Origin of the sequence: Pseudomonas petroselini (genome assembly GCF_045037875.1) — a bacterium.
Taxonomy (GTDB): domain Bacteria; phylum Pseudomonadota; class Gammaproteobacteria; order Pseudomonadales; family Pseudomonadaceae; genus Aquipseudomonas; species Aquipseudomonas petroselini.
In genome coordinates this window covers 2,444,018-2,458,581 of record NZ_CP173614.1, presented here as the reverse complement: position 1 = coordinate 2,458,581, position 14,564 = coordinate 2,444,018, and the positions used below count along the sequence as shown (strand labels likewise).

Genomic DNA, 14,564 nt, shown 5'->3' with positions numbered 1-14,564 from the left:
CCGACTGGCGGATCAGTTGCAGGGTCCCGCGCAGGTTGGACTGCATGGTCTTGAGCGCCACGAGCAAGCGGGTTACTTCGTCGTCGCCGGTCACGTCTACCGTTTGAGTCAAGTCACCGTGGGCCACGTTTTCGGCGGCCCGCACCGCATGGCTCAGCGGACCGACGATGCTGCGAGTCAACAACCACGCCAGCGCCACCGTACTCAAGGCGGCCAGCAGCACGAAGCCAACCACCATGGTGCGCGAACGGCTGTATTGCGACTCGGCCTCCTGGCCCTGCTGATTGACCTGCGCGTTGTAGTAGTCAGCCAGGGCATTGAGTTGCGCACCCGAACCATCGACCACGGTTTTCATGTCCACCAGCAGCAACTTGTTAAGCTCGGCGCCCTGCTGCTTGTCGGCGAGGACGAAGGACTGTGTCAGACCTTGCTGGTACAGGCGCAGCGACACCTGAAACTGGTCATAGAGCGAGCGCACTTCAGGGGTGTCGATGACCGCATCGAGCTCGGCCAGCCTTTTCGTCAGGTCTTGGCTACGGGTGTCCATCTGGCTGCGGTACTGCGCAAGGCTGGCGGGGTTCGGGTCCAGCGCCATGCGCAAAGAGATCGTACGAATACGCAGCATGATTTCGCGGATGTCCGCCACCAGCCGCATCTTGGGCACCAGCCCGCTTTCAACCTGCACCGCACTGGCGCGGATGCTTGCCATGTTCGACAGCGCAAAAAAACCCAGTAGGGCCACCAGCAAAGCAATCAAGGCGAAACCCAGACCCGCACGGCGGGCGATGGACAGGCTGCGAAGGGACATTTTCAGGGGACTCTCTTATTGGGGATACGATGTCGTATAAGAGCGTTTCGGCCTGCTGGGGCAGGACTTTAGCGATGTGGATGAAAGTGCTACTTAATATTTCTACTGCTGGGAAAAAGGAGAAAAATACAGCACGAGAAAGCCCGTAACCTCTTCGGTCACGGGCTCCTTTTAGCGACCGGAGGTGACTCAGCTTCCGCGCTCTTTGTTGGATTGTGAAAGGACCGAGGCGGCAAGCGTTTTGGTGGTTTCGTTGTAGTGATTGGCGCCGAGTACCCTCCCGGCTTTCGCCTCCATTTCTGCACCCGTCTGCTTGTCGTGGTCTTTCTGGGCTAGCGCTGAAGCCGCGAGGCTTTTGGCGAGGGCTGAGGAGGCTGGGCTGTTGAGCGTTTGGGCCGCCAACGTCGCGACCTTGTCGGAGGTTTCTTTCGTATTCTTGCTCATGATGCAATTCCTTTGCAGTTGTGGGCACTCCATCTCGAGCGCCACCACAAAGTAAAGCGTTGCCCGGGGTATCGCAACGCGCTGCTTGTAGGCAACGTTTTGGAAGCATGTGCGAAAGGTGTACCGGTCATGTAGTGCGTGCTAGAGCGTCGCATCGATTGCACTGATGATTACTATCGAACGGAGCGCCTGCTCGATTTTCAAGACGGGTTCCTATAATCCCTTCCCTATTCCCTCCCCTTTCGCCTGGCTTCAGGCGACGTTAACCCTGGAACCCAACACTATGCCAAGTGCCAGCCAGGCCCCTAGCGGCCTTCCCGAACATAATCAACAAAGTCTCAAGCAGCAGTGGCTGGCGATTCTCTCGGTCGCCGTGGGCGCCTTCGCCTTGGTGACCAGTGAGTTTCTCCCGGTGGGCGTACTCAATGACGTCGCCAGCGACCTCGGCATCAGCGCCGGCCACGCCGGGTTGATGGTGACCTTGCCGGGCATCATGGCCGCCCTCGCCGCGCCCTTGCTGTCTGTGAGCATTGGCGCCATGGACCGCCGTTACCTGCTGATCGGCCTGACGCTGATCATGATCATCGCCAACTCGGTCGTGGCCTTCGCCAGCGACTTCAGCCTGCTGCTGTTCGGCCGTGTATTGCTGGGCATCAGCATCGGCGGTTTCTGGGCCACGGCCATCGCCCTCAGCGGCCGCCTGGCCCCCAAGGGCGTGGATGTTGCGAAGGCCACTTCGATCATCATGATGGGCGTGACCCTGGCCACCGTACTGGGCGTGCCCGTCGGCACCTGGCTCAGTGGCCTGATGGGCTGGCGCATGACCTTCCTGGTCACCGCACTGGTGGGCGTACCGGTGCTGCTGGCGCAGGTCTTCCTCCTCCCCCGACTCACCCCGGAAAAAGCGATTCGCGTCAGTGACCTGCCGGCCTTGTTTATCAACCCGCAAGCGCGTGTCGGGTTGATCGCTGTCTTGCTGATCGGCCTGGCGCACTTTGCCGCGTACACCTATGTCGCGCCGTTCTTCAAATACAGCTCCGGCTTCGACGGACCGACCATTGGCTCGCTGTTGCTGCTCTTTGGCGTGGCCGGGGTATTCGGTAATATTTTTGCCGGTTTCGCCGCCAACCGCAGCGTACGTCACACCCTGCTGTTGGTTGCGCTGATGATCGGCACCAGCACCGCCCTGTTCCCCTACTTCGCCACCGGCATGACCGGCGCAGCGATGCTGATCGGGCTATGGGGCTTCGCCTTTGGCGCCTTCCCGGCGTGCGCCAGTATCTGGATGTTTGTCGTAGCGCCGAAAGATGTGGAGCGCGGCATGCCGCTGTTTGTCGCCCTGTTCCAAGTGATCATTGCCTTGGGCTCGTTCTTTGGCGGGCGTATCGTCGACCAACTGGGCAGCGCGGTGCTGTTGAGCCTGGCCACGGCGCTGGTGGGTGCAGGTTTTGTGACGGTGCTGGTGCTGGGCCGTAAGGTCAGTAATAGCTTGGCGGCTCAACCCGCCTGACCGAGCCACAGAAACGAAAAAGCCCCGTAGCTTATTCAGCTACGGGGCTTTTTCGTTTCTGTGGTCCGATCAGAGAGCGCAACGTCTGACCATTCATGGCATTCCATGGCCCCCGATGTTCAGATCAACCTACAAATGCAGTTGTTAGCTGGCAGCACATTGCTCAATGAGTTTATCTGCCTGGATCTTGGCTTTAGCTGCCGTGCTCACCCCTGTTCCATTTGCCGGGCTCATGGTCTTATCACGCAGATGGGCATCGTAGTAGCCCGGCAGCCCCTCAGGCATCAACGCCTTGCTGTAGCGCTGATACTCAATGCATTCCGCCGTGCGTTCACAATGCTGCTTAGCCTGTGACGAAGCGATACAGCTATCGGCTCGGACCTTTAACTGGTTCATCTCTGTTTCGACCGATTGCGCAAATGCCGGCGTGGCAACCAGCGAAAACAACAACCCCAACACGTTCTTCATAGAGCACCTGCTTGATAAGTGAGAGGTCGAATGTAATGACTTCCAATTAGAGCTTTTACTCAATGTGGTGCATTTGAATACACGGGCGTGGGGTATGAGGAAAATCATGTGTCGGTGAGGCTCACTATTAGCCCATCGCCACCTATGACATTTGCTATGCGATACTGAGCACGGTAGCATTCAAACTAAAATTGAATTTAAACGCGAGCATACTTTGCATATAAAATACTATTTCCGAAACTTGATAATCTCGGTAGGAATTTTCATTCTATTCTTTACCAATTGGTTTGGTGGGGAAACATTCATAGAAAGGACAAACCCCATTTTTTTAACGCTGGGTGTATGCAGTACTTTTTTATTCCCTTTTTCGCGGATGATCATCGAAAAAACTGCGCTTCGCTTCACAACGCCAGAATTCTGGACTACCGGCTTATTTACTGAGTCACCTGGGAAAAATGGCCTATATGCTATCTTTTATGTAGCCTGTGCGATCCTAGCAGTTCCCATTTTTGGTATTTATCTAATGTATATGGCATTAAAAAAAGCGGCCTAAAAATTCCACTTTCTCCCTTCTCTTTTAAGGCAGCATTGCATCAAGCGCATCGTTAAAATTCTTCACGTGCGCGCCATCAATATAAGCACTGACAAGTGCCATAGTTAGCGCAAAAGCTACGATACCAATCGGTGACTGCTCATGCTTAACACAATTTATTGTCCACATACTGATACAGAGATTGACGTAAACAGTTCAAGCGCCGAGCACATAATTCCATTGTCACTAGGAGGATCAAACGATTTCACGATTCCGGTTGGTAAGGAATACAACTCTAAGATTGGCTCCGATATCGACGGCGATTTAGCGAATGACTTCTTAGTGTTGTTTCGCCGGCGTAACTTTGATGCTCGGGGCCATAGCAAAAAGAAACCTGAAGTCATTGTAAAAAAATCCAACATGGGGGAAGACAACCGCCCGGTACAAGTTGAATTTTCTGAAAACGACGGACTGCTAGTTTACGACCCTGTACAACGTAGAGAACTTTCAAAGCACGAAATATCTGGTAAAAACTTTAACAGTCAGTTCAAATTATCCAGATTCGGGAGGATAAAGTTTGCTGCTAAGGTTGCCTTATCTGGTGGATACTTTGCGTTTGGAGAGTGGTTCAGAAAAAATGTAAACCACGAAGAACTCAGAGCACTTATGGAGTTCAACCCCAAATCTAAAAAAGATGATTTTTCTGAATTCGGACTAAAAGTGTACGACGAGTTTACGCCAGTAGATGAAAAGGATTCAGAACAATATGCACTGGATAAATTATTCTGCGAGATTGTGCACGGATCGTGTATCTATTTTATTCCTGGTCCAAAAAAATCTAGGCATAGTTGTGGGAGTCCTCGGCCAGTACGTTGCAACTCTAAATGTTCCTGCAAACACAAGCGATTTCCCATTCACAGAACTTAATGATCTTGGGCACGCAATAGTTATAGAGTCAAGCCACGCAAAGCGCATATCCTATCGGGGTTTAGCGAAAATGGCATTTGAACGCATGCCAACCACGAGCTGACCAATGCAGGAGGCTAGTGATACGCTTTCCAAATTTATCCACAATGTAAAAAGCGCCCAAGGCTTCAAGCGTCTTGGTGCCCCCTACCGACTTGCTTGAATGGTCGTCCACGGTTCTAGCGTGGCTCTGAAACCACTCGGTGTTGCCAATCGCCTCCACTTCCGGCTAGATCGCCTTGTCCAAGATCTTGCCATCAGTCTGGCGCAGCCAATTGCCGTTCGCGTCGATACGCTGCTGACAGGCTTCACTGTGCTGCCATACCTGATCACCCTTCGGCACCCTCGGCATGCTCAACCAGTGGGGCAGGATCGTCTGGATATAGGGCTTGTGTGGCAGGCCATAGGCGAAGCACACCCCTAGCCATGGCTTAGCTTGAAGATGCGTACGACGCCGCTCAAGGAGAATGACGGTCGAAGTGCTTGGGGTTGTCGCGAATAAGGCCAATCGACGTAGAGAGGGGAAACAAGGAGCGCTAAAGGAGATGTATTTTACTTAGAATCTTTACGTAGAATCCCGAAATGCAAAAAGCCCCGAGACCTTGATCTACGGGGCTTTTCTAAGTATGGCGGAGAGATAGGGATTCGAACGCTTTGAAGCGGCCCCCGAGGCCGCTTCAGGCCGTCTATCTCGGTGGTTTTGGATTTTAGCATGGCGTGGGAATGCCTGGACAGGGCTGGGGTTTGCCCTAAAAATGCCCTATAAGCCCTAGGTCCTAACCATCTCAATTTCACTTTCTAAGTAAGCTGCGGCACTAGGTATCAGCGTTTGCTCAATGGATGCCTCCTGGTCAGGGGAACGCAGACCTAGCCGGACGTTTTGAATGAGAACCCTTGGTAAACCTAGCATAGGTAGCAATCCAGATGGCAAAAGGCGATGATGAGCGATAGTACGATGCTCGTTTACCTGAGTAAGGATGGCGTTGAACAATGGAATGATATGGAGGCGCAAATGCACGTAAACCATATGCACGGTGGGAAATGTCTAAAAAGCATCCCACCATCTCTATATTCAAAACACCTATCACCATCCCGCAACGCCATAACAGCTGACCTAAAGTACTGTCAAAGACCAATAATTTTGGCACCCGTGCAATAGAAATCAAGGTATTACCGGAGCGCCGAATGCTTACCCCTAGTCCATATGGAACTCTAAAAAATGTTAGCCAAGAATCTCTGCGCTTAGAAGATGGCGCAACGAATATCACGCAGCCTGCAAATGAACAAAGCAACTCATTCCTACCTAATATATCTCACTCTGACAGCACGCAAAATGCCTCAGAGCCCTCGTCACAAAAAGCATATCTGCCGCAAACTCGCTACTACGGTAGCAAGCGAAGACTGACTGACTGGATGATCGACGAGTTCAAAAAATACAACTTTGCAAGCGCCCTAGATGTGTTTGGCGGTACGTCCACCATTTCTTTAGCACTGAAACATCTTGGTAAAAAAGTCACATACAACGACATATTAGAATCGAATCGAATTATTGCCACTGCACTCTTGTCAAACGAACCATGCGCAACAACATACGTGGAACTAGACTTATTCTTTGAAAGCATAAAACCCGAACACGGCTTCATAACAGAAACTTATAACGACATATATTACACCAACACAGAAAACCAATGGCTTGACGGTGCAATCAAATCACTGACAGCAATTGACAACAGCTTAAAAAAATCAGAAATACTCTATTGTTTAATGCAAGCTTGCTTACAAAAGAGGCCCTTTAACTTATTTCATCGAAAAAATTTATACCTAAGAGAAAACAATAAAAAAAATACGAAATTCGGAAATTGGGCAACGTGGGAAAAACCGTTCTCGGTACTAATGACTCGAGCATTGGGTGAGCTCCACAAAACAAGGTGGGTATCCAGTCATGCCCCCACAATACTCCCCTGCACTGACGCGATTAATATATCCGACGGCTATGACTTTGTGTATCTTGACCCACCATATATCCCCCTCAAAAAGCAAGATATTTCTTATATGGATAGATATCACTTTCTTGAGGGCCTTTGCATGCCCGAGAAGTGGAGCCAGAGAATTGATATTTCAAAACGCAACCTTCCAATCTCTAGTCCAGAAAACATGTTGAAGTGGACGGACAAAAAGAGCTTCAAAGAAAATTTATTTGCATTAGTTGAAAAGCATAAAAAATCAATAGTATGCCTATCCTACGTGCACGATGCATACCCTGACATTCAGGAAATACATAGCTATTTCACCTCAAGTTTTAAACACACGGTCTTGCTCGAATATGATGTACCACATGCTCTAAGCAAGAAACCCAAAAAGGAAGTAATTATAATAGGACGTCCATGATGAATATGTTGAAACTGAGGTTTGTAGTTCAGGCGCCACTTGCATACTTAGCTCTACTTATCATAGTGACACTTTGTTCGGGCATTCTATTATATTACACCCCTCCTGACTTCGATGGACGAGTCATTGGGCTTTTAAGCGGACTTGTTTCAGGTATTGGCATTGCCTCCATTCAGTTCCTTACACAATACATAGAGCAGAACACGTTAGCCGAATACAAAAAATATGGATTAGTCGAATTTTTGACCAACAGAAAAGACCCTGAATACTATCGACCACTCATTAAGAAAACGAAAGTAGGAGATAAAATCATCGTCGCCGGGGTGACTTGCAACAGGCTGCTAGACGACTTCGCAAATCCTGACACCTTAGAGTCTCAAGACTTATTAGAAGCAATGGCGCGAGGTGTAGAAGTAACTCTACTACTCCCGAAAATAAAATATCTAGGTGATGCAGACACATCCGACTTTAAATATAAAACTCTCCCCAAATCTCAAAAAATCACCGCAAATAGTTTTGGTTTATTTAAGATCCTATATTATGACTTCGAGCCCTCGCATAGCATATTTTTAGCTGGTTCAAGTTGCTTAGTCGGACCAATCTTCAAAAATAAAAAAAGCAAGGACACTCCAGCCATAAACTTTCATAAGGATGGCTTATTCACAAAGCCCTACCTTGATTACATCAACGAAACATTAAGCAATGCTTCTGTCAATTATGAATAAAATAATAAAAATCTCCGTACCCGCTCGCCTTCATGTTAATTTATTTGATATGAGCAATATCGGCTATAGACAAAACGGGGGAATTGGTTTTTGCATTTCCGGACTTGATACCATAATTGAATTCGAGCCCAGCCAAAATTTTCAAATATCCGACAACCGCCTCATTTGCTTTACAGCCGAAGAAGAAAAATCGCTTATAGGCTTTCTAAAGAACTTATACAATACAAAAGGCTACATACAAAAATTCTCGATTAAATTCCTATCTGGCCCACCCCCTCATAGCGGATTTGGCACAGGAACAGCTACTAAACTAGCTTGTTCTGAAGCCGCAAGCATTCTAAACAATATAACCCCCGACCACATACAGTTAATATCCGATTCAAAAAGAGGCGGCACTTCGGGGGTAGGAATTAATACCTATTTCCAAGGAGGATTAAGCATCGACTTTGGGGTTAAAGCTACTGGGATACCTTTTGGGCCCTCTTCAGCAAGGCAAGGCCTCCTAGCGCAACCCGTTCAACTCATGAATGTGCATATTCCTAACAACTGGCGCTTCGGAGTCATCGTGCCATTACGAGAACACAGAATCTCTGCAGATGAGGAAGTAGAGTTTTTCAACCGGACCTGCCCTGTTGATTTGTCGTCTGTGCACGAATCAATCTACCACGCTATATCAGGTATGGCATGTGGAGCTCTAGAAAGCGACTTACCCACTTTTTACTCCTCGATTAATAGCAGTCAGCAATCTCAGTGGAAAAAAGCTGAATGGATGGCGCAATCTAGCAACATTCGTACTCTAAGAGACAAGATTAAAGAGGCAGGGGCAGGATGTGTAGGGCTGTCAAGCTTGGGTCCAGCCATCTACTTTATGGCTACTAACATAGATGACCTAGCGGGTGAGCTCGAACTCTCTAGTGAATATATGATTGTGCAATGCTCACCGAATAATACTGGGAGAACTCTAGAAATTGATTAAGCTCGTATTTCTCTCATCAAACCTCACAAAAATAGCGCACTTTGAATATCTTTTGCGTGAGCATCCTATAATGCTGCTTCCACCTCCAAACTATGGAAGACCATATGATGAGCCACGCATTGAAGACAGACATGAGCTCTTAAAAGAAAGCATACAAAGTGCAAATTTAAAACTAGCCAAAGGTTCAAGCGGTAATGAACAACAGCTTCAATCTCCAATTTTCACTAGTAACGAAACTGAGAACACTACTCTTTTAGCGAGATATGCATCCAAGCATCAACATAAGATTTTTTTCATCGAAGACACGTCAATTGCCATTGACGCTTTAAGCACAGAAAGAGAATTCCCTGGGGTTGATGTTAAATACTGGATGCGGGAGACCTCCTTCGCAGAACTCGATAAACAGCTAAAAGAACTTGGAAATAATAGAAAGGTAACCGTCCGATCAGACATCGTCTTATACCTGCCGCCAAGCCTTCGCAGTTCACCTGAGGAGACCTACAAGGTATTCGTTGGTGAAGCAAGAGGTTCCATCATCGATGAAGAATTAGCATTTGAGACAAACAAACTCTACCCTTGGCTGGACAACAAGACATTCAATAAGTGGTTTGTTCCGACAGGTGCAAAAAAACCAATAAGTCAGTTATCCATCAACATGAGCCTAAAGCACGACTTTAGAAATCTTGCACTGCAAAAGCTAATTGATTTTCTTCGATTAAAAGATCTTATTGATACAAAGCAAAGTCAAGACAAGCCTCTTCAAGGAGAACTATTTCCTAGAAAAAATTATATTATCTGCGGAGCAACGTGTGCAGGAAAAACAGTTCTAGCATCAGCACTAACAAGACTTTATGCATATCAACATATTGAAGCTAGCGATTTTATGCGGTGCGCGCTGTACACAAGACATGGATACGCTACAACAATGAAAACCCAGGACTTTGCTAAAGACGCGCTGAAAAAAGACCCGGGCATAGTTGCTCGACAAATATCTCAATATATTAAGTACACATCAACCACTGGACTAGTAATAACGGGCTTCCGCTCGCCACAAGAAATTAGAATTTTACAAGAAGAACTCTCAGGTGTTGATCTTGAAGTGCTATATATAGAAAGTAGCTTGGACACTAGATATCAAAGAAATAAAAAAAGAAACAGATCTGACGCCCCCATGAGTTTCGCCGAGTTTGAGAGAAAAAATGAAATTCAAAACTCAATGGGACTCAATGGAATCCGGGATCTTGCCAAAATCATTTTTAACGAGCTGTCTTTGTTTAGCTACATTAAGTTAACTGCAAGTCATTTAGCTAATAACTCTCAGTTAATTCCGTTTAATTGCGAGATCTCTGACGCGACTGATTTCTTGCCACTAGAGCAAGCACTTTTAATATCGATGTTGATTGACCACAAGAATGGCTCACCGCCACTCACAACAACACAAATTGCAAAAAATGCACAGCTAAACATACCCAGTCTTAGGATAAAAGGAGACAAGTCCTTACCTATTGACAAAAATAACGTTAGTAGGTTTTTCAACCAACGGTTTAGCCCCCACTTCGAAGCCCATTTAAATAAAGAAAAAGTGCACTATAACCTTTCACACACTGGAATTAGCGCAGCTATTTCTCTCGTCAGAAAAATAGCCAGTGACAAATCTAAACATCTCTAACTCAATACATTCCATTATAACGAGTATGGCTGACGCCTGGCTATAATCAACACGAGACGAGTGATGATCAAATCTAAAAAGTGGTACGAATTCCAAGAGTTAATCGCAGAACATTTCAGAAGTCTAGGAGCGATAGCTCAAACAAATATCTCAGTTGAAGGGATCAGAACCAAACATGATATTGACATATTGGTGCTTACGAAATTTTTAGGTGCTGATATAAAATGGGTAATTGAAGCAAAATATTGGAAAAGCAAAATACCTAAGGAAAAGGTTTTAGCCCTTAGAACTATCGTCGACGAAGTTGGCGCCGATAAGGGTTTCCTAATTTCAGAAAAAGGCTTTCAAAGTGGAGCAATCGCTGCAGCCCACAAAACAAATGTAGAACTGGTTCAATTTTCTGCTCTAAAACAGCGAACTAAAAATATCGTGCAAGTTGAAATGCTCAAGGCGTATGAAGCTCGAGCGGACTTACTCGCAAAACGATACTTTTCACACTCGAAGCCTATTCGTATAAAATATGGCTTAAGAGGTGATGAATTTGATTACAACTTTATGTTTAGCGGACAACTTTTCATAGGAATGATCTTCTTTGCAATTGAGAAAGCGAAAGAAAACAAGTACCCAATGAGTGTAAACCCCCTTCTCGATATTCGCACAGGAGAAGATATAATTGAAAGCTATCCTGAGTTTGTTAACTGGTTAAACATAAATTTAAATATGTTTGACGAGATGCTCTTACGCGCGGAGCATGCAATGATAATTGCCGATGAATTCAATCCTCACGTCGAGGATGCAAATAATCTTGCAGCAGTTGAGTCGAATCGCCAACATCAAGAACGCATGAGAAAAATTTTTGCCATAATGGGCAAGTCAGTTTTACCTTCATTGGATACCGAAGCCTAGTTAGCGCTTTTATTTAATGGCGAAATTTTCAGCTCTGCCTGAAGAATTTACTCAGCATTCTGACCTATATTCGCCACTACAAAAAGACCCTCAATACACGTTAGAAACGCATTACGACATTCATTAAATTGCCGTCTTCTGTCTCCTAGTGACATCGCGGCGAAGCGACCCCTTGATGCTCTCAGTTCACAACGGTACCTTACCAAATGTCACAGCCATCCTGTGACCGGGAGTCAGAACCCCGAACGTCCGAAGCGCGGTAACGCCCTTCTCTAGCAGCCAGGTGCACCAGCATCTTGCCGCTGCATTGCTATGGCGGGCCGTGCGGGGCAGGCTTCGGCCTGGCCGGTTCCCTCGGACGCCGGTTTTCTGACCCCCGTACGGTCTGCCACCCATCCCGTGTCAGAACGGCGGGTGACAGGGTTATCACTGTCCGAGGGTATGGAGATGACTTATCCCCCTTTCACGCCAGGGCGCCGCCCATTACGTCTAATCAATACTTCGTTACACATATCGGAATTTTCAGTCAGACAATTCAACCGACTGAAATACCCACCCACCCGTGATAAAAACCGCCACCCGCAACGGGAGGTTTGCGTATGCACACCAACGACAACAACGCAGATACCTCACAAGGCCTTTTCAACGTCCGCTCGGATATCACCACCGAAAAAGCGCTCGTTCACGCCAGTGAGTTTCTCCAATCAGCCACCGCGCTCGCCTACGAATGCATCTTCAAGCTGGATGAAGTACAGCGTCAGCAAGCTTTCGGTGTCGTTCAACTGATTGAGGACGCTCGGCTCCTGATCGACATGGTGCTGGAGCGAGAGAGCCCATCTGCGAATTGACAGCAACCCAACCCGGATAGCCGTGTCGCCACGGAGCGGCTATCCGATTTGTACTTGGTTCAAAACAAGCCACCCAGCACCTCAGGCTCCCAGTTCATGATCACCAGTTCACCGCTCGGTGCTGTCGTCGATTGGCGTTGGTTGGCCGAGGTGTATCGAACATCCAGCGTCTCAAAGTGAAAGCCATCAAACACCCGCCGGATGTCCGGGTGGTCGTTGATACTGACCATCACCCTCCCCTCGCACCGACGCATGAACTCGGCCATCTGCTCGTATTGATCAAAGGGAAACTCCACACCGTAGCCTGCAACCTGCCAATACGGTGGGTCCATGTAGTGGAAGGTGTGTGGCCGGTCGTAGCGTTGGGCGCAGTCGAGCCACGGCAGGTTTTCCAAGTAGGTTCCGGCGAGCCGCTGCCAAGCGGCGGAGAGGTTTTCTTCGATTCGTAGCAGGTTGATCGGCGCCGCTGTTGTTGCCGTGCCGAAGGTCTGGCCGGAGACTTTGGCAGCGAATGCATGGTGTTGGAGGTAGAAGAATCGGGCCGCACGTTGGATATCGGTGAGGGTTTCCGGGCGGGTCATCTTTTGCCATTCGAACACCTGCCGTGAGCTGAGCGCCCACTTGAATTGGCGGACGAATTCTTCCAGGTGGTTCTGTACGACGCGATACAGGCATACGAGATCGCCGTTGATGTCGTTGAGGACTTCAACAGGTGCAGGTTGGGGGCGTAGGAAGAACAAGGCAGCGCTGCCGGCGAAGACTTCGACGTAGCACTCGTGGGGTGGGAACAGCGGGATGAGGCGGTCGGCCAGGCGGCGTTTGCCGCCCATCCAAGGGATGATTGGGGTGGTCATGTGCAAGCCTTCTCTGTGTGCAGAAACAGGTGCTAGGCTCGCTGTGCTTTGCGCGCAAAGCGGGGAGCCTTGGCTGGACTTGCAGGCTTGGTCTGCGGGTTTGGCGGTCAGTCGGGATGTTGCTGCATCCGGATTGATCGCTCTCCTTCAATAGTTATCTAGCTATCGGTTCGCGTACGGCCGTTGCAGGCTGTAACATAAAAAATTAGCCTCGCCGCATCGTTACAGTTAATTTTTCCTCCGATTAAACTAAGCGTGCCATGAAGCATTTAATTTCGTAAAGACGACTAGGATTCAAGAATGGACTCTCAGTTAGATGCATACGCATTTGATGACTATCTGCGTCAAATGCGCGACCTAAAAATGAAAGAGCTTGATCTTTCTTTAGCATACGCTGAGGCAACGACCCCAGCAGACCGCATCGCGATTCAAAATAGATCTAATGTTCTCAGTAAAGAAATGAAAAATCTGAAAGATCACTTCCCATTAGCTCCTCGTGACTACGATGTATTCGTAAGTGGTCCAGAACAAGCCTTAGAAATTTTCGAGAGAGAAAACCCAGAGCCGTTCAAGCCAGGCCCCTGTAATCACCCTAAGGTCAGCTTGAGATTACGCAGCTATGAGGATGGCTCCAGTCAACTGGTTTCACAGTGTGCTACCTGCGGTATACAAACACGAAGCCATCGAAAGGACTCGGTTGCTGATTGGAGTGCTGTTGAACCTTTTGACACACAATTCGTAATACAGATTCAGGAAGAACACTCCAGATGGGCGGATGCACGATATAAAGTATTCTCGGAGGCTATGAATGAAGGCAGTGAAGTTCCGAAATTCGACGACTCAACATTTCGACAAATCTATGAACTAGAAAACCCTCGCCCACACACCCCGGGCGAATGCAGCCACACCAGTTCAAGGCTCACTAGAAGAATATATAATGACGGTAACATTGCTATAGTGTCGCAATGCGAAGATTGCGGGCACCACATAAAAACGGTATCAAAAAAACTGGTAGCACATGTAGAATCGCTACCTATTTTCGATGAAACCAAGAAAAAAAACCTTGAGATAGCATATTCCCGCTGGGCTGAAAAACTCGGTTCAGAATGGCGAGCCGCTTATAAAAAATATAAAACTGATACACAAAACAAAATCTGGAACAACGAGATAAAATTTCAAGACAACTCTAGATTCGGCACATACTACACTTCAGACGAATGGTATCGAACCCGCTCAAGAATTCTGAAAAGAGATAGTGGTATCTGTCAAGCCTGCAAAGAAATGGCCCAATGTGTCCACCATATAGCGTACGACCGATTTGGATGTGAGAACGATCTGGATCTGATATCTCTTTGCAACCAATGCCATGTAAAAGTTCACAGCGTTCAGCGCCAATTCGGCTGGCAGTTCCGCCTCACACCGTTGGAGATTAGAACTCTCCACGAGGACTGGTAATAAGCATCCAATTAA

Annotated in this window: 13 protein-coding genes and 2 pseudogenes; 10 read left to right on the top strand and 5 right to left on the bottom strand. The window is 47.8% G+C overall.

Features of this window, described 5'->3' with window-relative positions; genetic code table 11:
* Nucleotides 1–40: 40 nt before the first annotated feature.
* A pseudogene (locus ACI512_RS11520) lies at nucleotides 41–808 on the bottom strand (MCP four helix bundle domain-containing protein); the annotation flags it as partial.
* 189 nt (nucleotides 809–997) lie between these two features.
* Complete coding sequence (locus tag ACI512_RS11515) at nucleotides 998–1,252, bottom strand: hypothetical protein (RefSeq protein WP_012722780.1); 255 nt, start codon at nucleotides 1,250–1,252, stop codon at nucleotides 998–1,000.
* Between the two features lie 283 nt (nucleotides 1,253–1,535).
* Between ACI512_RS11515 and ACI512_RS11510 the strand changes: the two genes are divergently transcribed.
* Entirely contained in the window at nucleotides 1,536–2,762 is a 1,227-nt protein-coding gene (locus ACI512_RS11510) for an MFS transporter (RefSeq protein ID WP_046034531.1), read from the top strand.
* A 144-nt stretch (nucleotides 2,763–2,906) separates the two neighbouring features.
* Here ACI512_RS11510 and ACI512_RS11505 read toward each other — a convergent pair whose 3' ends face one another.
* Nucleotides 2,907–3,230, bottom strand: coding sequence for a hypothetical protein (locus ACI512_RS11505; protein WP_236380466.1), 324 nt, complete (start codon nucleotides 3,228–3,230; stop codon nucleotides 2,907–2,909).
* A 151-nt stretch (nucleotides 3,231–3,381) separates the two neighbouring features.
* On the opposite strand from ACI512_RS11505, the gene ACI512_RS11500 reads away from it, so the two are divergent.
* Complete coding sequence (locus tag ACI512_RS11500) at nucleotides 3,382–3,783, top strand: colicin E1 family microcin immunity protein (RefSeq protein WP_405121808.1); 402 nt, start codon at nucleotides 3,382–3,384, stop codon at nucleotides 3,781–3,783.
* 141 nt (nucleotides 3,784–3,924) lie between these two features.
* On the top strand, nucleotides 3,925–4,689 hold the full coding sequence (locus ACI512_RS11495; protein ID WP_236380467.1) for an HNH endonuclease: 765 nt from the start codon (nucleotides 3,925–3,927) through the stop codon (nucleotides 4,687–4,689).
* Nucleotides 4,690–4,831: 142 nt separating this feature from the next.
* On the opposite strand, the pseudogene ACI512_RS11490 reads toward ACI512_RS11495, so the two are convergent.
* A pseudogene (locus tag ACI512_RS11490) lies at nucleotides 4,832–5,197 on the bottom strand (hypothetical protein); the annotation flags it as partial.
* Nucleotides 5,198–5,913: 716 nt separating this feature from the next.
* On the opposite strand from ACI512_RS11490, the gene ACI512_RS11485 reads away from it, so the two are divergent.
* From ACI512_RS11485 to ACI512_RS11460, 6 genes are all read left to right on the top strand, one after another.
* Complete coding sequence (locus ACI512_RS11485) at nucleotides 5,914–7,116, top strand: DNA adenine methylase (protein WP_405121807.1); 1,203 nt, start codon at nucleotides 5,914–5,916, stop codon at nucleotides 7,114–7,116.
* Nucleotides 7,116–7,841, top strand: a complete 726-nt coding sequence (locus ACI512_RS11480; protein WP_405121806.1) for a hypothetical protein — start codon at nucleotides 7,116–7,118, stop codon at nucleotides 7,839–7,841. Before ACI512_RS11485 ends, ACI512_RS11480 begins: the two co-directional genes overlap by 1 nt.
* Nucleotides 7,819–8,817: a beta-ribofuranosylaminobenzene 5'-phosphate synthase family protein gene (locus ACI512_RS11475; RefSeq protein WP_405121805.1), complete on the top strand. Its 999-nt coding sequence runs from the start codon at nucleotides 7,819–7,821 to the stop codon at nucleotides 8,815–8,817. Before ACI512_RS11480 ends, ACI512_RS11475 begins: the two co-directional genes overlap by 23 nt.
* Nucleotides 8,810–10,486: a non-canonical purine NTP pyrophosphatase gene (locus ACI512_RS11470; protein ID WP_405121804.1), complete on the top strand. Its 1,677-nt coding sequence runs from the start codon at nucleotides 8,810–8,812 to the stop codon at nucleotides 10,484–10,486. Before ACI512_RS11475 ends, ACI512_RS11470 begins: the two co-directional genes overlap by 8 nt.
* A gap of 63 nt (nucleotides 10,487–10,549) precedes the next feature.
* Entirely contained in the window at nucleotides 10,550–11,392 is an 843-nt protein-coding gene (locus ACI512_RS11465) for a restriction endonuclease (RefSeq protein WP_405121803.1), read from the top strand.
* 599 nt (nucleotides 11,393–11,991) lie between these two features.
* Complete coding sequence (locus tag ACI512_RS11460; protein ID WP_405121802.1) at nucleotides 11,992–12,240, top strand: DUF6124 family protein; 249 nt, start codon at nucleotides 11,992–11,994, stop codon at nucleotides 12,238–12,240.
* Between the two features lie 59 nt (nucleotides 12,241–12,299).
* Here ACI512_RS11460 and ACI512_RS11455 read toward each other — a convergent pair whose 3' ends face one another.
* Nucleotides 12,300–13,094: a DNA adenine methylase gene (locus ACI512_RS11455; RefSeq protein WP_405121801.1), complete on the bottom strand. Its 795-nt coding sequence runs from the start codon at nucleotides 13,092–13,094 to the stop codon at nucleotides 12,300–12,302.
* Nucleotides 13,095–13,394: 300 nt separating this feature from the next.
* Here ACI512_RS11455 and ACI512_RS11450 point away from each other — a divergent pair, with 300 nt between their 5' ends.
* Complete coding sequence (locus ACI512_RS11450) at nucleotides 13,395–14,549, top strand: HNH endonuclease (RefSeq protein WP_405121799.1); 1,155 nt, start codon at nucleotides 13,395–13,397, stop codon at nucleotides 14,547–14,549.
* The last annotated feature ends 15 nt before the right edge of the window (nucleotides 14,550–14,564 follow it).

Coding starts and splice junctions, on each gene's coding strand:
- ACI512_RS11515 (WP_012722780.1), bottom strand. CDS start 1,252: ATGAGCAAGAATACGAAAGAAACCTCCGACAAGGTCGCGACGTTGGCG.
- ACI512_RS11510 (WP_046034531.1), top strand. CDS start 1,536: ATGCCAAGTGCCAGCCAGGCCCCTAGCGGCCTTCCCGAACATAATCAA.
- ACI512_RS11505 (WP_236380466.1), bottom strand. CDS start 3,230: ATGAAGAACGTGTTGGGGTTGTTGTTTTCGCTGGTTGCCACGCCGGCA.
- ACI512_RS11495 (WP_236380467.1), top strand. CDS start 3,925: ATGCTTAACACAATTTATTGTCCACATACTGATACAGAGATTGACGTA.
- ACI512_RS11485 (WP_405121807.1), top strand. CDS start 5,914: ATGCTTACCCCTAGTCCATATGGAACTCTAAAAAATGTTAGCCAAGAA.
- ACI512_RS11480 (WP_405121806.1), top strand. CDS start 7,116: ATGAATATGTTGAAACTGAGGTTTGTAGTTCAGGCGCCACTTGCATAC.
- ACI512_RS11475 (WP_405121805.1), top strand. CDS start 7,819: ATGCTTCTGTCAATTATGAATAAAATAATAAAAATCTCCGTACCCGCT.
- ACI512_RS11465 (WP_405121803.1), top strand. CDS start 10,550: ATGATCAAATCTAAAAAGTGGTACGAATTCCAAGAGTTAATCGCAGAA.
- ACI512_RS11460 (WP_405121802.1), top strand. CDS start 11,992: ATGCACACCAACGACAACAACGCAGATACCTCACAAGGCCTTTTCAAC.
- ACI512_RS11455 (WP_405121801.1), bottom strand. CDS start 13,094: ATGACCACCCCAATCATCCCTTGGATGGGCGGCAAACGCCGCCTGGCC.
- ACI512_RS11450 (WP_405121799.1), top strand. CDS start 13,395: ATGGACTCTCAGTTAGATGCATACGCATTTGATGACTATCTGCGTCAA.